Origin of the sequence: Methanomethylovorans sp. PtaU1.Bin093, from assembly GCF_002067275.1 — an archaeon.
In the GTDB taxonomy this organism is placed as follows: Archaea; Halobacteriota; Methanosarcinia; order Methanosarcinales; family Methanosarcinaceae; genus Methanomethylovorans.
In genome coordinates, this window is the sequence record NZ_MVQX01000045.1 from 1 (window position 1) to 19,444 (window position 19,444).

At 46.4% G+C, this 19,444-nt stretch carries 17 protein-coding genes; 5 read left to right on the top strand and 12 right to left on the bottom strand.

What is annotated here, in order from left to right:
- Positions 1-2,408: DEAD/DEAH box helicase (locus tag A4E24_RS04650; protein WP_292352109.1), on the bottom strand; the 2,408-nt coding region annotated here is incomplete at its 3' end.
- Positions 2,409-2,554: 146 nt separating this feature from the next.
- Here A4E24_RS04650 and A4E24_RS04655 point away from each other — a divergent pair.
- Complete coding sequence (locus A4E24_RS04655) at positions 2,555-3,409, top strand: RAD55 family ATPase (protein ID WP_292352111.1); 855 nt, start codon at positions 2,555-2,557, stop codon at positions 3,407-3,409.
- Positions 3,410-3,419: 10 nt separating this feature from the next.
- Here the strand turns inward: A4E24_RS04655 and A4E24_RS04660 are convergent, their stop codons facing one another.
- The 11 genes from A4E24_RS04660 to A4E24_RS04710 form a co-directional block, all read right to left on the bottom strand.
- Entirely contained in the window at positions 3,420-4,223 is an 804-nt protein-coding gene (locus tag A4E24_RS04660; RefSeq protein WP_292352113.1) for an MTAP family purine nucleoside phosphorylase, read from the bottom strand.
- Between the two features lie 4 nt (positions 4,224-4,227).
- Positions 4,228-5,313: a DUF373 family protein gene (locus tag A4E24_RS04665; protein ID WP_292352115.1), complete on the bottom strand. Its 1,086-nt coding sequence runs from the start codon at positions 5,311-5,313 to the stop codon at positions 4,228-4,230.
- Positions 5,314-5,386: 73 nt separating this feature from the next.
- Complete coding sequence (locus A4E24_RS04670; protein WP_292352117.1) at positions 5,387-6,022, bottom strand: 6-hydroxymethylpterin diphosphokinase MptE-like protein; 636 nt, start codon at positions 6,020-6,022, stop codon at positions 5,387-5,389.
- Positions 6,023-6,040: 18 nt separating this feature from the next.
- The gene (gene ileS, locus A4E24_RS04675; protein ID WP_292352119.1) at positions 6,041-9,217 is read right to left on the bottom strand and encodes an isoleucine--tRNA ligase; all 3,177 of its coding nucleotides are present in this window, start codon (positions 9,215-9,217) and stop codon (positions 6,041-6,043) included.
- A gap of 233 nt (positions 9,218-9,450) precedes the next feature.
- On the bottom strand, positions 9,451-9,810 hold the full coding sequence (locus A4E24_RS04680) for a hypothetical protein (protein WP_342765353.1): 360 nt from the start codon (positions 9,808-9,810) through the stop codon (positions 9,451-9,453).
- 37 nt (positions 9,811-9,847) lie between these two features.
- A complete protein-coding gene (locus A4E24_RS04685) occupies positions 9,848-10,471 on the bottom strand; it encodes an NTP transferase domain-containing protein (RefSeq protein WP_292352121.1) in 624 nt (207 codons plus the stop codon).
- Positions 10,459-11,289 (bottom strand): adenosylcobinamide-GDP ribazoletransferase, encoded by an 831-nt coding sequence (gene cobS, locus A4E24_RS04690; RefSeq protein ID WP_292352123.1) that lies wholly within the window; start codon positions 11,287-11,289, stop codon positions 10,459-10,461. The genes A4E24_RS04685 and cobS overlap by 13 nt, the downstream gene beginning before the upstream one ends.
- Positions 11,286-11,885 carry an alpha-ribazole phosphatase CobZ gene (cobZ, locus tag A4E24_RS04695; protein ID WP_292352125.1) on the bottom strand — a complete coding sequence of 200 codons (600 nt, stop codon included), beginning with the start codon at positions 11,883-11,885 and terminating at the stop codon, positions 11,286-11,288. Before cobZ ends, cobS begins: the two co-directional genes overlap by 4 nt.
- Positions 11,886-11,906: 21 nt before the next feature.
- Positions 11,907-12,902 (bottom strand): cobalamin biosynthesis protein, encoded by a 996-nt coding sequence (locus tag A4E24_RS04700; RefSeq protein ID WP_292352126.1) that lies wholly within the window; start codon positions 12,900-12,902, stop codon positions 11,907-11,909.
- Positions 12,887-14,392: a threonine-phosphate decarboxylase CobD gene (gene cobD, locus A4E24_RS04705; protein WP_292352127.1), complete on the bottom strand. Its 1,506-nt coding sequence runs from the start codon at positions 14,390-14,392 to the stop codon at positions 12,887-12,889. The genes A4E24_RS04700 and cobD overlap by 16 nt, the downstream gene beginning before the upstream one ends.
- A gap of 126 nt (positions 14,393-14,518) precedes the next feature.
- Complete coding sequence (locus tag A4E24_RS04710; RefSeq protein ID WP_292352128.1) at positions 14,519-16,006, bottom strand: aminotransferase class I/II-fold pyridoxal phosphate-dependent enzyme; 1,488 nt, start codon at positions 16,004-16,006, stop codon at positions 14,519-14,521.
- Between the two features lie 146 nt (positions 16,007-16,152).
- Here A4E24_RS04710 and A4E24_RS04715 point away from each other — a divergent pair, with 146 nt between their 5' ends.
- The 4 genes from A4E24_RS04715 to A4E24_RS04730 are packed head-to-tail and all read left to right on the top strand — an operon-like array spanning position 16,153 to position 19,400.
- Complete coding sequence (locus A4E24_RS04715; RefSeq protein ID WP_292352129.1) at positions 16,153-16,926, top strand: TIGR00266 family protein; 774 nt, start codon at positions 16,153-16,155, stop codon at positions 16,924-16,926.
- Positions 16,927-16,981: 55 nt separating this feature from the next.
- A complete protein-coding gene (locus A4E24_RS04720) occupies positions 16,982-17,635 on the top strand; it encodes a metallophosphoesterase (protein WP_292352145.1) in 654 nt (217 codons plus the stop codon).
- A gap of 50 nt (positions 17,636-17,685) precedes the next feature.
- Entirely contained in the window at positions 17,686-18,213 is a 528-nt protein-coding gene (locus A4E24_RS04725; RefSeq protein ID WP_292352130.1) for a hypothetical protein, read from the top strand.
- 23 nt (positions 18,214-18,236) lie between these two features.
- Entirely contained in the window at positions 18,237-19,400 is a 1,164-nt protein-coding gene (locus A4E24_RS04730) for a tRNA (guanine(10)-N(2))-dimethyltransferase (RefSeq protein ID WP_292352131.1), read from the top strand.
- Positions 19,401-19,444: the final 44 nt, after the last annotated feature.

The following is a 19,444-nucleotide window of genomic DNA, read 5'->3' on the forward strand; positions in this document are numbered from 1 at the left end:
ATCTTTTCCACTGCATCCAGATTACGTACGACATTGTCAAGATAGCCCAGTACATCGCCCGGATAAGCGGTCACACCGTACATGTCTTCCATTTTATGCACAATGCCCGCAGGATCGTAGCCTTCCATGCGGGTCTCCACGATCTTTGCAGAAAAACGACGTTCTGCACATCCACAATATGGGGAGTCCTTGCATTTGCAGGTAAGGAAAGCCGCTGCAAATTCAAAGAGCTGGTCCTGTATGTTCTGGTCAAGCTGAGAGATATTGTCGCCCTCGAATATTATATCAAGGGAAGCCCCCTGGAACACCCGGGAAGGAACATTGATGTCCAGAGCTGTGGATATCTGTGCAGCATACTTAAAATAGACACCATCAAAGAACTCCAGGTTCGTTACGATCTCAAGCGGCCCCATCCCCTTAAGCACCGCGTCCCGTATAAGGAACGCTGAAGACACTGACAGGAAATGGCCTGCAGCTATCTGGCCGAAAGGCGTAAGGGAGATATTGTCCTCCCTTTTTTCAAGGAACTTGTAGTGTACCAGCCTGGTAACAAGTTTTGCGAGCTCAAATGTACCCAGCATCCGTTTATGGATGGCTGTCAGATCTTTCTTTGAAGAGGTAACAGCTGCCGATGCCAGTATCTCTTCCATCTGTTCATCTTCACCATAATCCAGTGAAGATGGCATCATGTTACCTTTGAGCAATTTTATCGCAACAGCATCTTCGGTCTCTGTCTGGTCACTGGAATAGCGCTTGTTCGGCGTTGCCAGCAGTACCACGATACCCCGGTCATGATAATCAGGCCTGCCGGCACGTCCCAGCATTTGCATGAACTCTTGCATGTTGATCCATTCTATTCCCATGGCAAGGGATTCGAATATCACCTGTGACGCAGGGAAATCCACGCCCGCTGCAAGGGCAGCAGTTGTTACCACCACTGGTAATTTTCCTTTAAGAAAACGCTCTTCTACGGATTTACGCACGAACTGAGTAAGACCTGCATGATAAGGCGCAGAGACCATTGGCAATGCTTCTGATATGCTGTGGCAATTACGCCTGGAATTGGTGAAAATGATCGTTTGACCTCTGTGGCCTTTTGTGGAGGTCCTGGCAAACTCTTCCCTTACCAGGCGGGTCATAAGCTTGAGCTTATCATGTTCCTCGCAGAAAATAAGATGACGTTCAATAGGAACAGGCCGATATTCGTACTCTACCAATGTAGCGTTCAGTTTTTGTGCCAGCGCAAGCGGTTCGGCAACAGTGGCTGAAAGGTATATGAACTGTGCAGCCGGAGCGATATATTTCAGCCTTCCTATGACACCATCGACCCTGTGTCCTCGTTCACTGTCTTCAAGTGTGTGCACCTCGTCTATGACCACGGTGCCGATCTTACCCAGCAGGTCAGCGTCCCCCGACCTCAGAATGAAATCAATGCCTTCATATGTTCCTACGATTATGTTCGAATCAAGAGCTCTGCGCATCTTCAGAGTAGAAGAGGTGCGAATGCGTGCACTTCCTATACGTATAGAAGTTGTGATACCTAACGATCCATACTTATCCGTGAACTGGTCATACTTCTGGTTTGCAAGCGCCACCAGAGGAACAAGATACAGCATTTTTCCTTTTTTACGCAATATGTTCTCGATGCCTGCAAGTTCGCCAATCAGGGTTTTCCCGGTAGCTGTAACAGAAGTTACAAGCTGGTGCTTTCCTTTGAAAAGGCCTGCATCAACGGCCTTAGCCTGTACCGGCAGCAATTCGTCGGATTTTCGCAATAGTATGTCTTTAAAATTTTTAGATATGGGCAGATCTGCTATCCTCATTGTCCTGGCATCAAGGGAAGCCTGGACAGTATCAAACCTTGTAAGTTCCTGGTCAAGACCTTCAGGGTCCAATGTACCTACAGTCCTGTCGAGGTCCCTTGTCTGTAAAAGCATCTCTTCCATGCGCTTTTTCGCCTCTTCGCTATAATGACAATAAGGAGCATTAAGGACCCTTGCCAGTTCTTCTTTGGCGCATTCCTCGCATATCTTCTCTGAATGATATCGTATTGAACGCCTGTTCAGGAAATTGAAACGGCGCTTAAGCAGACAGAAACGACAGGCATTGATTAATTCTCCGTCAAGCTGGAAACCTTTCAGCATATCCAAAAAGGCTGCAGTAGTGGCTTCGTTCCCGCCTTTTGCGATCATGATGCGATCGGACATACGTAGCAGGTCTATGAACTCTGCAGGTGTCAGGTATTCTTCCTTGCCATCCCTTAGCACTCTGAACTTGTGCGGCCTTGAACCTGCCGGGGTTTTATTAAGGATCAGTTCCCCGGTGAAAAGTGGCAATTTCCTGCCCCCTTTTATGACCAATACCAATAATTTAGTACTTTCAGGGTTTATGAGGATCCATAAGCTCATTATGCAGCTGAATTGGAGAGAAGGTATAAGTAATGTATGCTTGTCCGCCATTGTCTGGAAAACATTATATGGATTACAACCAATAGATAGAAATAAAAATATATTATTTTAGTATAAGTATATCTCATTTCAAGAGGGAAAGTTTCATGTTAGGACCGTTCAAGTCTGCAGGAATGCAGCAACCTGTCAGTGGAGAACAAGCATCATCTACTGGAAATGATGCACACGATCTTTATGATACGATCCGGGAAAATATACCTCCGAAAAATGTACCAGGTTCCGGAACCATCCCGCGTCTTAGCATATTAAGCACAGGTATTTCCGTCCTTGACAGGAGTATAGGAGGAGGACTGCCTTGCGGTTCGCTGACCTATGTTTCAGCAGATCCTTCCGGTATGGCGGAAATATTCCTTTACCAGTTCACTCAATCAAGAAAGACGTATTATTTCACTACTAGCCGCAGACCTAAGTATGTGCTAAGGGACATAATGAACCTTAACTTTGATATAAAGAACATAACTTTTATCGATGTTTATAGTGAATATTACCTGACATCTTCAGGTGAAATGGCAGATATCGTCGGTAATGACCATGCGGACACTAAGCTGCTCGAGTTCGTGGAGAACAATTTAAAGAATATAAGGAACGATGACCAAAGAGGAGAGATCAACCTCGTATTTGACAATTTCTCGTTTTTCATGAACCTGCGTGTGGATCCGGGACTGCTCAGGAGGATGATGCACATCATATACGAGGTCAGCAAGGAAGCAGACGCCCTTACATATCTCTATGGTCTGAAAGGGAGCCATCCTGAACACATAGAGAACGAGATCCTTAATGCTGCAGATGTGATCTTTGAGATATCCCTTGACAGGGGAGCAGATAAGATGGTGAATAAACTTGCCATTCCCAAGGTGCGGGGTATGCTGCCGACAGTCGAAGTGATCAAGTTCAAGATATGCGATGGCGTCCAGATCGACACATCCAAGGATATCGCATAAAAATAGCAGATCAAAGAGTGCCATTGTCTATTGCATTATTGCACATACATTCCCTTTCGATGGGCATGCGTGCTGCAATGGAATGTAACAGCTCAAAAATGAATTCCTTTCTGGAAGTAAGTATATCCAGCACCTCGGTTGCTGTAGGCCTGGCACTTTCGATCCCAGAAGCCATATTTGTTACCAGGCATAAGGATGCATAACAGAGCTGCATCTCTTTGGCAAGTACCACTTCCGGCAGACCCGTCATACCTACAACATCTGCAAAGCTACCTAACATGCGGATCTCAGCCCTGGTCTCGAACCTCGGACCTTCAGTACATGCATATATCACATCAGCTGTTTGAACTCCTTTTTCTTTAAGGATGGACCGGATCAGAGAACGCAGCTGTGGACAGTAAGGCTCTGACATGTCTGCATGTACGGTCTGATCTTCAAAGAAAGTGGATGGGCGCATGCGGGTGAGATCCACAAAATCATATGGCAGTACCATGCTTCCAATGGGATGACCATGTATCGTACCCACAGAGTTAACAGCTACCACACGCGTGATCCCTAATTGCTTTATGGCCATGATATTGGCACGATAATTTATCTTATGAGGTGGAACATGGCCACTGCTCCCTGTATGTCTTGGGATGAACAATACGTCAATACCTGCCATCCTGGCTATGGATGCCTGTACAGCACCATATTCGGTATTCACTGTGATCTGTGACCGGTCGTCAAGGTGAGAAAAACCCACCCCTCCAATGACCGCAAAGGAAAAATGTACATTGGATGGACAGTCCTTATCCGATATGCTTAGAGGCATCCTTTCACTCCTTGACGGGTCTGGCAGCTATCCTGATGCCTGCAAGGGCAATAATGATAGCTATGACTATGGAATAAATGAAATATTGCAGTCCTGAAACTATGGAAGGCTGAACGTCTTCAATAACAGGATTAAAGGCTAATATGTATGTTGTGGCTCCCCAGAACAGGAGTCCCAGCGAAAGAGCGTAGAAAGAAGGCGATATATGCCTTAAACTAAACTTTCCATGCAGGTACATATCCATCATACGTCCGAAATTCATTATGATCGCCGCTAATACCAGCCACCATATGGAACTGTGTATGAACACAGTGACCAGTGGCACCAATCCATGATACCATATGCCCCCGTGGGTATAATATTGCCATACGCTGACGAGTCCCTGTACAAAGGAAACAATAATTATCAGTAACGCCGCAGAATGGGTTACAACGACCAGTTTTCCCATGTGAAAATCATCTTTTATCTTGTTCCACATAACGGTGACAGTATCACCGAAACCACGGTAGAGCATGTACAGGCCAACTGCCGCGAGGATACCTATTATAGCCCCTTCCGGATAGCGAGCCAGCAGAAAGATGGAATATATAAGAGCTGCAAGCCCGACCGGAACGAAGAATGTTTGAGAGATCTTAGGATCATTAAATGCATGTTTCAGGATGTAATAAGTACTTTCAAGGTTCGAGCTTTGCATGATCACTATGCGCCTGACCGAATTGATCTTGATCCTGGACTGGACTATAGGAAGTAAGGTTTCATCCTCAGCCCCATCAGAAATGAAGATGGCGTTGGAAGCAGGATATCTGGAAAGGATGTCGTCAAGCTGCTGGGAGATCTTCTGATCAGAGGTAATACCTATTTTCCTATCTCCTGCAAAGGTAATGAGCTCTGCATCCAGTCCTTTTGCACGCAGCTCATCCAGCACCTTCACGCCGCCGAAAATAGTATTCGAATCAGAATCTTCGGGGTCGGCAATGGACAAAGCAACGGCTGCTTTGATATTTTCCTCTCTCCCTATAATGGGACTTGAGACCTTCGCCTTTTCGCCCAGGTCATTATCCCGGTCTATACAGATGACAAGTGTATCCATGGAACCTTATTCCTAATTGCTTAACAAAATATAAATAAGTTCTCATGAAAATCGCCATCATAGAACGGCTTACTTAAATATTGAGCCCCAAGGAGTAAATAAGTCTGCGGGCCCATTTCAATTTTTTGTTCTTCGATGGTGATACCACAGGATCATCAAAAAAGAAACCTGCAAGTTTGATAGTGCCTGCACCGAACTCATGTGCCACATACACAGCCCTGTCCCCGTCAGTAAAACCACCGAAATTGAATACGTTTTCCAGAGGAACAGCCTGTGTGGACCCGATGACGTTCTGAAGCCGTGGAACATAGTTGAGCAGCTTGTCCATGTTGTCCCCATGAGCATGGACGACCACAAGAGAGCCTTGCTTTGAAGCCTCTATCTCACGCTCCACATCCCCGTCCAGATCCGTGACTATAACATCCGGTATCCTGCCGGCATCCATTACGACTGCTGTTGCACCGTCCGCTGCGATCACCACATATCTTCCAAGGTCTAACCTGTCAAGGTCTTCGGCAAGGGTTGGAGCATTACCACAAACAAGGACATCCTTCCCTGCTATCTTTCTTTTTAGAGCTTCCGGTCCCGGTGAGACCTTTCCTTCAAGCAGATGTGAAAGAAGAAGAGCTGCCTGCTCATCCTCTTCCTGACTAAAGCCAAAGTCCTGAAGTATCTCCTTGTATATTGGTTCCCAGGCCGTAAATTCCATAGTCCTTTCCAAACTGCCTCAACTTCTGGATATCCCTATGTGCATCGATATTCCTTCCACATCCCAGTCCTTGACGAGATCTCCATGGACTTCCACATCAAAGCCTATGATCTGTACATCTGCACGTACCTCGCTGGCGATCAATTGTTCCAGATCAAGTACCAGATCCACTACTCTCTCGTCATCGATGCAGATGATCGCCCTGATGTTCTCTTCCACAGCAAGGTCCATCTCTTTCCTCATATCCTGAACCCTGCGGATGACCTCTCTGGAATAACCTTCTGCTTCCAGTTCCCTTGTAAGCTTAGCATCCACATATACAATGCCTGCAGATGACGAAGCACTTGCCACCAGTTCAGGCAGTGTCTCCTGGAAGCTGACCATGTCGGGACCTATGGTCACGATATTGCCGTCAGCAAGCTGTAGCTCATAACCCTCGGAGCAGGCGAGTTTCTTTTTCAATGCTATGGCATCCACCTGTTTTAAAGCGGCTATGACCTTTCCGGCATCGCCTTTGAAAACAGGCCCTATTGCTCCCGGATTTGGTATGGCACTGAAACCCAGTTCATCCCAGGACCCGCCAACCTCGGTCAGTACGATGTCCTTGGAGTTGGTCTGGTCCATGATCACCTCTTTAAGGTTCTTGACAGCAAGAGCTGCATTTTCGTCCGGGGGGCTGACAACTATCCTGCCCACCGGCCACCTCAGTTTACGTCCGACCTTCTGGCGGGCATTGGAAACCGCCTCCACAACAGATCGGGCAAGCTTCATATGCTGTTCAAGGTCCATATCTATGAGGGATTCGTCAGGTACAGGCCAATCGTTCATGTGCACTGACTCCGGCGCGTCAGTGTATACATTACGTACCAGGTTCTGGTACATTTCCTCGGCAAGATGGGGCATAAAAGGAGCTATGACCTTTGTAAGGGTCGTGAAAACCTCGTACAGTACCCTGTATACGGCTATCTTGTCCGGATCATCGGCCTCTACCCATGTCCTGGGCCTTATAAGCTGGATATACCAGCGGGAAAGGTCCTCAAGCACAAAATCATTGATGTTCCTGACAGCCTTCTGGAGCATGCAGGTCTCCATGGCAGAATCCACTGATCTGATCACAGACTGCATCCTTGAAAGTATCCACCTGTCCTCACTGCGCATATGTGGCTTTACCGATTCCAAGGTCACATCCGAAGGATCGAAGGCATCCAGTGCCATGTAGGGTAACGGGAAACGATAGACGTTCCACAGGATATTGATAGTCCTGTGAACATTGGCTATCTCATCGTTGCTGAACTTCAGGTCTTCCCAGGGTGCACTGGACGATAACACATAAGCACGCAGGGTATCCGCACCGAACTTCCCGATGACCTCAGAAGGCTGCACCACATTACCCAGGCTCTTGGACATTTTCTTGCCTTCAACATCCAGAGTGAAACCGTGCATGAGCACACTCTTATAAGGTGCCCTGCCAAAGGCCACCATGCTGGCACCTAACTGCGAATAGAACCATCCTCTGGTCTGGTCATGACCTTCGGTGATGAAATCTGCAGGCCACCATTTTTCAAGCTCGTCCTTTTGATGTGGGAAGTTCAATGTGGCCCAGGAAGCGACAGCCGAATCGAACCATACATCGAATACGTCCTCCACACGCCGCATCTTTCCGCCGCATTCGCATGTAAGGGTCACAGAGTCCACATAAGGCCTGTGCAGCTCGATACCTCCCGCCAGCCCTGATCTTTCAAGAAGTTCCAGTTTTGTACCAATAACATCTATCCGTTCACATTCGGTACAGCGCCAGACGGGTATGGGTATGCCCCAGTAACGCTGTCTTGAGATACACCAGTCCCTGGCACCTTCCACCCAATCCCTGAAACGTGCTGAGCCTGCCCATTCCGGATACCAGACAACCTTATCTATCTCTGAAAGCATCTGCTCCTTTAATTCCGAGATCTTTAGGAACCACTGGCGGGTAGCAAGATAGATGATCGGTGTTTTACATCTCCAGCAGTGTCCATAACGGTGGGAAATAGTACCTTCTGCAAGCAGCAGCCCTCTTTCCTTGAGGTTTTCCACGACCACTTTATTAGCTTCCCTGATATGCATATCAGTGTATTCACCTGCTTCTTCCGTATACCGGCCATCTGGTCCTACCGGACAGAAGATGGGAAGCCCATGTTTCACACCTACTTCAAAGTCATCCATACCATGCCCGGGAGCTATATGGACACAACCAGTGTTCTCTGCTGTTACGAAGTCTGCAAGATACACATTATGCCTGAAACGTGCCTGCTTGGGGATCTGGTCTGCAAGGGGGTGTTCATATTCCAGTGTCGTAAGGTCTTCACCCAGCATGGTATCCAGGATCTTGAAATCAGCATACCTGCCTTTTTTGAGCACATCTTTGACCAGTGAGGAGGCCATGATAAGGATCTCACTTTCACCGGAAGATGTAACAGCCTTTACCTTGGAATACTCAAATGAAGGGTGTACTGCCACTGCAATATTGGATGGTATGGTCCAGGGAGTTGTGGTCCAGATAACTATCGATGTACCTGGTTCATTCTTCAGGCGGAACTTCACATAGATAGAAGGATCTACACGCTCCTCATATTCAACTTCCGAATCCGCTATTGCAGTCTCGCATCTGGGACACCAGTTGACCACTCGTTTACCCTCTTCGAGCAGGTCCTTTTGCTGAGCCTGCTTCAACGTCCACCACGCAGCTTCGATGTACTCGTCCCTCAGCGTCATATAAGGGTCTTTCCAGTTGAGCCATATTCCCAGGGAATGGAACTGGCGGGTCATATCGTCTTTCTGCAGTAAGGCAAATTCCTTGCATTTTTCTATGAAATTGCCGACTCCATACCTCTCAATATCTTTCTTGGAAGTAAAACCAAGGACCTCTTCCACTTTCACCTCTATAGGAAGGCCATGCATATCCCATCCTGCACGGTCAAGTATATGGTAATCGTTCATTGAACGGTAACGAAGTATGGAATCCTTGATGATCTTATTCCATGCAGTACCCAGATGTATGTGACCGGTAGTATATGGCGGACCGTCCACGAAAAAGAAACGCTTTGCACCCATTCTGCGCTGGCGTACCTTTGAGTACGCATCGATCCCGTCCCAGAAAACGTGTATCTTGGATTCGATCTCACCTGCGTTGTATTGACCTGTGATCTCCTTTAGCATAGGAAGTCTCCATAAGCATGAATGTTAGATATTCACCTATTGCGGTATTCAATTTAAATGCTTTGTTCTGCATTTTAAGTAAAAAGGGATAGTAAATTACCGCAATTCAAATGCATACGCTTCATTATTTTTCATGTGGGCATTGATCTGCAGCATTCCTGCCAATTTGAACTTACATTGCACTATATAAGAGATCGCAGAAAACAGTTTATCCACATGTTCTGCAGTTAATATTATTCCATGACATCCTGGACCGACAGTGTCTCAAGCAAAAGTTCATTGAAAAGCAATTTTTCCAGCGTTCTTGCCGCATACATACGATGCTGGTGTTTCTGGATGTCCTCGTTCATACGCAGTTGTGAATCAACCTGTATCCTGAGCAAGGCAAAATGGAAAGTATTCTCATCCCTGAGCTGCATCGAATAGAACGTTTCAAGAAAATAAGGTAGCATATAAGGATTATCTATCACACTGCACAGAAGGAGCAATTCTTCGGGTATCGGATCAGGATCTTTGAGCACAGAGTGTCCGGTTATGATCTTCAGTGTATCAAGAGAATATTCCTTCTCTGCTACGAGTACTTTTCCCGGCATAGACATCACATACATCCCTGACCATATTTAAATGAGGTTATGACTGCGATAATAGTCTTTGTTCAATTATCTCTTTGCATTTGCGCAGATCTTCGACACGGTTAATGTTCAATGCAAAAGCCGCATCCTGGCTTACCAGACTCTCATACTCCTGTTCCTGCTCAATATTGCTGCCATCTATAATATTGACACCGCAAGGAACGATCAGTTCACCCTCCCAGTTAAATACCGTATCTGGCCTTACTGAAAGGCCTTTACATACTGCCAGCGGAGAGAATACGGACATTGCAGGTTTCCCACATTTTTCATACTCCCCTATAACGTAGTCAATATGCTTGCCTTTAAGCAATGGCAGGTCGGCCATAATGATCAGGACCGGCGCATTTATAGCCGCCTCTTTAACGGCGTATATCATATCACCTACGTAATTGCCTCCTGCGGTCATGATGGTCCGGACCTTGCCATTGTAGTTTTTCTCAAGGAAGCTCTGGGTCAGAGGAGTAGCCGGAGAAACTGCAACATATATCCTGTCTATTCCGGAAGCCTCATGCAAAGCCTCTATAACATAAGTTATCAATGGCTTATCCAGTAAGCTCACACACGGCTTTTCACCCATCCCAAGCCTGCTTCCCAAACCTCCGGCCATAATTATAGCATCCATGGAATACCTCCGTTATGATAGCTCAATACCAATACGATCGTTATAAGGGCAATAGTTCTCCCCACCTCGTTGGAAGTACCGATCACATCCCCGTTCATCCCTCCAAAGTGCCGGTTACTGATGTTCAATACGAGAAAAGCTGAACTAATAGCAGCTATAAGGGCAATAAGCCCACCATACCAAATTCCTAAGGGTAGCAGGGCAAGCGAACAGATCACAACCGAACCTGACAGGCCAACAACATACTTCGGCAGTGTTGTGTTCTGCACCAGGATAGATCCCAAACCTTCATGTATAGACTTGCCAAAAGCTGCTATCGTCAGCATGCATTGCATTGCAGATACTTCAGCCACCAGCATGGAACAAAGTAATATTTTAGCAGCATATAACATATCATTACCAGACAACATAAGGGCTTCAGACTGAAGGGACACTATGGATGAATAGAACGCCAGAATACCCATTGTGCAAAATCCCACACCACCTATGCCAAGTGCAACATCCTTGAGAGCACGGATCTTCTTTTCCACAGAGCCGTGGGCAGTCAAACCATCACCAAAATCTGCAAGGCCGTCAAGATGGTTAAGACCTGTAAGGTAGTATACAAAGACAACGATCAGTATAGCGCTTATCTGCTGTGGCAATGTCATCATGGCCAAGAAAGCAAATGCCCCCATCAGTAGCCCCAGAATAGCACCTACAAGGATATGCAAATAAGTTCTCTTGAAGAACTCATCCAGGCCTTCCATTGTCAACCCGACAGGGATAGTGGAGAGAAAACCAAAGCTGGAACGTACTGCCAGAAGGAAATCATTCATCCTGCGATCACACCAGTGTTGTCACTACTTTTATTCTTTTTTTCGCTTTCTTTTTCGTTCTTCAGACCTGCTTCAGCCATGCTCCGGGTATACATATTTGCGGAAACACCGCCTATAAGTCCGCCAATGACATCGTCCATAAAAGGACCTAGTTTTGAAAGAATGCCTGGTTTTTGCTTATCGAACCGTACGAACTCAAAAGTGCCCTTATCACCACTAATGTATCTGGAAATGCTCATCCCGAGAACTTCGTCAGCTATTATGAATGTAAGGTCCCTTTCATAGGATTTCCTGCTGATGTTCGGGAGATGGCCTCTGCGTCCTTCTTGTTCAAGGAGTATGCCGGAGTATATGAGAAGGCACAGGTTCGGGTCGGACAGTGCCAGGTTCAGTTCTCCCAAAAACACTTCTTCTGCCTTTTCCCTGGTCTCTATCCCGGGATGCGGAACATACAGCTCAAGTGCTGTGTCAATAAGCATCTGTACGGTGATACCCTCTTCCGCCAGTATATCCCTTATATCCAGAGGCACATCGCCTTCCAGTTCCTTTGACTGGTCCTTTTTCATGTCGTTGTTTTTGATATCTGATAATTTCATGCTCACCACTTTGTTCAAACCTTAATATAATATATAGAAACGATCCATGATAATATAAAGCACGGAAGCGCACATCAGCACAGAGATCACAGAAGAGCTCAGCACAAGGCTGCGTGCCAGTTTAATATGAAAGAACTGAGGATAAGGATTCCTTGCCGCTAACACATACACATTGGGTTTCTCAAGACGAATGCCCATAGCTCCTGCAAAAGCCGCCATGGGATAGCCTGAGTTTGGAGATGGTGTCTTTGTCCCATCTTCAATAGCGATTTTGACGGCACTCGCAGGATCGAGAGATCTTGAGAATGATGGTACAAGCCGCAAGAGAACAGCTGCTATGAATATGGGTATCAGGGACAACCTGGCAGGGATCCAGTTCAATATATCATCTGTCCTTGCTGAGAACCAGCCTAGGTGCAGGTATTGGGGATCCCTGTAACCCACCATGGAGTCAAGGGTGCTTGCTGCCTTGAATACATATGCTGCGATGATCCCTAATGGTCCGAACAACGCAAAATAGAACAACGGTGAAAGGATACCGTCAACAAAGTTCTCAGATGATGTCTCGATCACAGCCGATGAGACCTGCTCCGGCGTGAGCTTTGATGTATTCCTGCTCACATACATGGAAAGATCATTCCTTGCTGCGTCCAGATCGCCTGTGGCAAGCTTTCCATACACTTCTTTACCCGCATCCATAAGGCAGCGTACAGCAAATGTCATCTTCAGGAACCAGGCTGCCACCAGGTATCGGATCAGTGCAGGTATGCTTTCTGTATCCAGTATCAAAGTGGCAACAGTACCAATAAGAGCGGCAAAAAGAATGCAACACAACGCCATAAAGATACCATAGGTCCTTCTGTTCTTGGAAGGTGCCTTACGTTTAAAAAATGAGATGAGGTTACCTATCCATACAACAGGATGTATGGCAAAAGGCGGCTCTCCTAATACCAGATCAATGACAAATGCCAGGATCAATACAACGATCAGGTCGAATGCAGTTATTGTGAAGAACATAACCAAGGCTCCATGACCGTTTCCCATGCCTTCTTAAGCCCTTCCTCAGTGCAGCCCTCCGCAGTGAGCACGGTTAGCATCTTTTCAACCACAGCAGGCTCATGTACTACCCTGCATTCAAGACAGCTCCAGACCTCATTGCCACTTGAACCGGTTATCCACTTACCTTCAGTACGCCCATCCTGGCACGGATAGAACGGACAGAAACAAAAAGTACAATCCTGGCCTTCAAAATGACATGGGTAGTAATTGCATTCCCTGTTGCTTCCCAGTGACCCTTTGTCCCGGGCCTTTGCCAGGTTGCGCTCAAGATAAAGAATTGCCTGTTCTCTTCCCCATTCCTGAATGACCTGCCTTATACAATCCACTATCCGTTCATTTTCCTCTCTTGTACGCACAGCTATGCGTATATGATGTTTTCCAAGATCCTGGAAAGAGCTGCAATCCCTTATTAATACTCCATGTGCTGCCATCCTTTCGGTCAATTCGGTGGAGTCCATGGATAGATCGCTTATGTCCACATAAATAAAGTTAACAGTGCTTTCAACAGGTCTGAATCCACGGCGTTCCATTTTTTCCATGAGGAACTCCCGTTCCCTGGCAATCATTTCCCTGGATTCCAGAAGATATCGGCTGTAACATCCGCCTTCCATATTCATGAGAACGGTGCTCACTTCTTCTGCCACGCATCCCAGGTTCCAGGAAAGCCTTGCATTGTTAAGCAATGTTGCGATCTTTACAGAAGCAACCCCAAAGCCCATTCTGATGCCGGGAATGGCAAAGGCCTTGGTAAGGGAACGCTGGATGAAAAGGTGGTCATTGGATTCCACCAGGTCCACAATGGTCTGTGAGGGATCTGCCAGTTCTATAAAAGCTTCATCAACGAAAAGGACCACATTATTTTCCCGGCATTTGTCTATGAGGCATTGAATTTCTTCACGGCTGAATAACCTGCCGGTAGGATTGTTGGGGTTGCACACGAAAAGCAGTCTCGCTCCCTTTAAGACATCGTTAGGCACATCTGGCAGTACGTTCTGTTCTATGTATCGGATCTCAGCTCCGAATATACTGCACTGCTGTTCATATTCGCTGAAAGTGGGTGATGGAATGAGTACAATATCTCCTTCCTCTATCACGGTCTCTGCAACCAGGCGGATTATCTCAGAGGAACCATTGCCGGGAATTATATTTTCAGCTTTTATGCCCTTTCCTACGAAACGGGCAGCTGCATTTCTGAATTCGAGATAACGATTATCAGGGTACTGACCCATCCTCTTAAGGGCAGTACCCAAGATCTTATCCATATCAAGCCCGGTATATGGATGGTCAAACGGAGTGCCATAAGGGTTAAGACTGGCACTTGCATCCAGTAGTTGGGATTCCGGTATGCCGTATTGCTGGGATGTTTTTTTCACCAGGCCTCCGTGTTTGCATGGCTGGACCTTTAGCAGATGTTCTCTGACCGGGATAAATTTTGTTTGTCTTGACACAGTTATCGCCTTTTTTTTAGATAACAGGACATATATTAAGTTATTCAATTTTGTTTTATCTAATTAAATTAAACTTGTGTATAGCTTCAGCTCCACGATCTCGATATGCTGGAATGATAACATGGATTATAGTAAAGGCTTTATTACTAAATTCCATGCCTTCTTTATGTTATCTTCCGTATCCCCCTCTTCCATGAGGATATCAAGTATTTGGCGGGATGATCTGGACTGATGTATATATGTACAGTTCTCACAGCTCCATACTTTATTACCGCTGGATCCTACTATCCACTTGCCTCCTGTACGTTCATCCTCACAGGCATAGAAGGGGCAAAAGCAGAAGGTACAATCCTGTCCCTCGAAATGGCAGGGATAATACTGGCAAGTACCTCTGCTGGCAGGAGCGGACCCTGCCGCAGCACTTCCAATAGTGACTTCCAGCCGTTCCCTTGCATCCTCTTTACTGGTTTCGGTAAGAACTTCGCCTATAGCCTTCAGAAGGACCTCGTTATCTTCCTGTGCATGCACCCCGATCCTGACAAACTGTTTCTCTGCCTGGAAAAAGTTACTGCAATCCTTTATCAGAAAACCTTTCGATGCAAGATTTCCAGTAAGGGTTTGCGAATCCATAAAAAGGTCCTTGAGGTCCACAAGAATATAATTTGCGTCCGAAGGCTGGGGGGAAAAACCGTAGATACGTCCGATGCGGCTGATCAAATAATTACGTTGAGAACGTATAAGCTCCCGGGAATCCTCCAGATAGCTGGAATTAATGCCCCCTTCTATATTGAGCACCGCTGTACACAAAACATCTGAAAATGCACCGATGCTCCAGGGAAGACGAGCATTATTGAAAAGCTGGACCATTTTTTCGGAAGCTATGCCATATGCCGCATTAAGTCCCGGAATTGCAAATGCATGAGCAATGGAGCGGACGACCACAACAAAATCATTAGCAAAGATGTGACCTGCAAGGGTTTGCGATGGATCAGATAGTTCAATGCAGGATTCATCCACGATGAGCAGTGTCCTGTGTTCAGCACATCTCTCTGCAAAAGGCCTTAATTCCTTCCTGGAAATAAGGCGCCCTCCCGGATTACCAGGATTGGATAACAGCACCACTCTGGCACAGGATAATAGGTCATCATCTGCCTGCAGCAGCTCGTGGGGGGGAAGAGGGATCACCCGTGCCCCGAACAATCCGGAATAGCGGTTATACTCCGGAGGCGAGGGGAAAGGGATCAGCACGATATCTCCCTTTTCAAGAGTACAGCTCAGAACAAGTCTTATGATCTCACATATCCCACTGCCTGGTATGATGTTTGAAGCCGTTAATCCCTTTCCTACAAAACCGGCTGCAGCATTTCTGAATTCCAGGTATCTGTTATCAGGATATTGGCCGATGAGGTTCCTGGAAGCATTTATCAAACCAGGGAGGTCCAAAATATTTTTATACTGGAAGATGCTGCCCATGGGATTGAGACGTGTGCTAAAATCAATCGTATTTGCTTTTTGCGGACCGGCCTTTGCACGAAGTTCATCCGGAAGGGTACCATGATGACACTGAGCGATCATACTTGCATTATCATTGAGAACTGCTCTTTTTTTCTCCATGGATGATCTCCCCTGTCACTTATGCACATCTGATATAATTAAGTTTTTATCTTTGCTTCTGCTAAAACTATACACCAGTAGCAGAGGCAATTCTGGATACAGACTGCAATATCCTGTGTCCTGGATCGCTTAAAGGAGAGATGAATATGGCAGATGTTATTGATTACAAGATAATTGGGAACGATATGCAGCTCGTTGAGATAGAGCTGGACCCTAAAGAGAGCGTAAGAGCTGAAGCAGGTGCTATGATGTACATGGGACCGGGCATCAAAATGGAGACGTCGACAGGTGGAGGCTTATTGAAGGGCCTTAAAAGAGCCGTCACAGGAGAGAGTTTCTTCATTACTAATTTTACCCATGAAGGAGAAGGTAAAGGCTACATAGCTTTCGGAGCTCCTTACCCGGGAAAGATCATTTGCCTGGACCTCGCTCAATTGGGAGGGAGTTTTATCTGCCAGAAAGATTCTTTCCTCTGTGCTGCAAAGGGAATAGAAATTGAACTTACGTTCACGAAGAAGATCGGAGCAGGACTTTTCGGAGGCGAGGGTTTTATCCTGCAGAAGCTCAGAGGCGATGGCCTGGCTTTTGTTCACGCAGGTGGAACTATAATAGAAAAGGACCTCAAAGCTGGGGAGGTCATAAGAGTTGATACTGGCTGCATATGCGCATTCGCAGAAAGTGTTAGCTATGACATCAGCTTTGTGGGAGGATTCAAAAATGCACTTTTCGGAGGCGAAGGAGTGGTACTCGCAACTCTGCGTGGCCCTGGGAAAGTATTCCTGCAGAGCCTGCCATTCTCCAGGCTTGCTGACAGGGTCATGGCTGCTGCAAGATTCCAGAGCCGCGATGAATCCACGGGTATAGGAGGGATCGGCGGCAAAGTCATTGGTGGGATGCTGGGAGGCGACAGGTCCTTCTGAAAAGGAACGAATAAAAAGATGAAACAATAAATGTCAATACAGAGGTGCATTGGAAGTGAGAATTTTTGCGATCGCTGACCCTCATGGGAACTATGCGAAAATAGATGGTCTCCTGGAAAAAGCCGGCAAAATAGACCTTGCTCTTGTGGCAGGGGATATTACCAATTTTGGTCCGGATGAGAAGGTAATGGAACTTTTAGACCATTTCGATGCCCCTGTACTGGCAGTTCCCGGAAACTGCGACCATCCCTCTATACTTGAGGTGCTTGAAACTTCAAATGCTGTGAACCTTCACCACAGGTCCCATACGATAGGTGATACAGTATTTATAGGTTCGGGAGGCTCCAACCCCACTCCTTTCTGTACGCCTTTTGAGATGCAGGAGTGTGACATTGGGTCCGGGCTCGAAGAAATGATCGAGGCCGCAGAAAGTAACAATATGAATATAGTACTGCTCACCCATGCTCCCCCATATGGCGTTCTGGATGAGATACCATCCGGACATGTGGGATGTACATCTTTTTCAGCTTTCCTCGGCAGGGTACAGCTCATTGTATGCGGGCATATACACGAGGCAAGAGGAGTGGTAAGAACAAAAGGTACCGTAGTTGTAAATCCCGGTATGGCAGCATCCGGATATGCTGCTCTTATAGAGATGCATGATGACGGCCGGGGATACAAGATCGAAGTTCAACTTCTGCATATTTGAAGTGAAAGTTTATTAGGTAGAGGCCTTTAATGTATAGGCAGGTGATAGGGATGAAAGCCAAAGCTTTAGTTTTATTATTTGTGTTGTCTGCTGTCATGTTGTCCGGTTGTACAGGCGACAAGACCACGGATGGTGGAGTTAATGTAACGGACAATATAACTACTGGTACTGATGGTGACGATAATATCACTCCTGAAAACACAAGTGATGTTTCTTTGGGTGAAACAGAACACGACGCAACTACAGAAGAGCAGCCGACAGTAGATGTGCCTGTGAAAGAGACCACGACTCAGGGACCCCAGGTGATCGATACCGGCGTGCCCCGTTCTTATACCATACGCCTGGAAAAGTTCCTCTCATCTCCGAATACCCTTGTGGTGGCGCCTAAAGATACTGTGTTCTGGATCAATTTTAATGATCCCATCAGAGCATTTACTATCGTGAGCGAAGATGGTCTTTGGGAGAGCCGGTCCATAGGATACAGGCAATCTTTCAGCTACACGTTTAATGAAACCGGGACATATAATTACAGTATTCTGGGTAATCCCAGGATGAGTGGGACCATCATAGTTAAATAATAGCAGTCATTCGATTGGGACCGATGAAGACCAGGACTATTCTTGAAGGTTGTACCCGGGCATTGGTCCCCGTGGTTCCGGATGACCGGCAGCTTTCCATATCTTCTGCAAGCGTTTTTTATAATCCGGAAATGGAACTTAATCGTGATATATCAGTGGCATCGTTCGCTGCTTTTTCCGAGGTGCTGGCATCCCGCAGACATCTGGACCTGTCGGAGATCACCTATGTGGACGCGCTTTCAGCTTCCGGCATTCGCGGACTTCGGATCGCAAAAGAAGTAGGACTTAATGTCACTCTTAATGACTGGAGCGAAGAGGCATATAACCTGATCAGGGAAAATACAGAACTCAATGAGCTTATGGGTAAAGTGAGAACCTGCCTTGGGAATGCTAATGTATTGTTGCATAAAGAACGATATAATATAGTGGATATAGACCCATTCGGATCACCTACCACCTACCTTGGCGCTGCATCCGGTTCAGCTATAAATATGCTTGCTGTCACAGCTACGGATACTGCTCCCCTGTGCGGAGCACACTTGAATTCAGGTATCCGGAAATACGGTGCAGTGCCTTTGAACATTGAATATCACAGTGAAATGGGGGTGCGCATCCTGCTTGGTACGATCGCAAGGGACCTTGCAAGACATGAAAAGGCCATGCTACCCATGTTATGCCACGCTACCAGGCATTATGCGCGGGCATATCTTGAATTGGAAAAAAGTGCAAAAAAAACTGACAAAAGCTTAAAGAATATGGGGTTCATAGCGCATTGTACCAGTTGTATGGGCCGGTCGGTCCATTATGGACTGGCAGTGCATATACCCGAAAAATGTGAGATATGCGGAAATTCCACACATATTGCCGGTCCATTATGGCTGGGTCCTCTGCATGACAAAGACTTTTGTGACGCCGTACTAATACAACTGGCTCAAAGAGAACTGGGAAAAAAAGAGCATGCAATGAAGATAATTGAGCTGTGCAGGAATGAACTGGATATACCGACCTTCTATGATCATCATCTTCTGTCAAAAAAACTGGGAATATCTGCCATACCTATGGAAGAGCTACTTAAGGAGTTAACAGCACAGGGGTTCAAGGCCTCAAGGACACATTTCAGCGGAACATCTTTCAAAACTAATGCAAATATAGAGGGAATATTAGACACTCTGAGACGATTTCGATAAATATAAATATCTTCGCAGGGGTGTAATTACATAAAGTAATATAC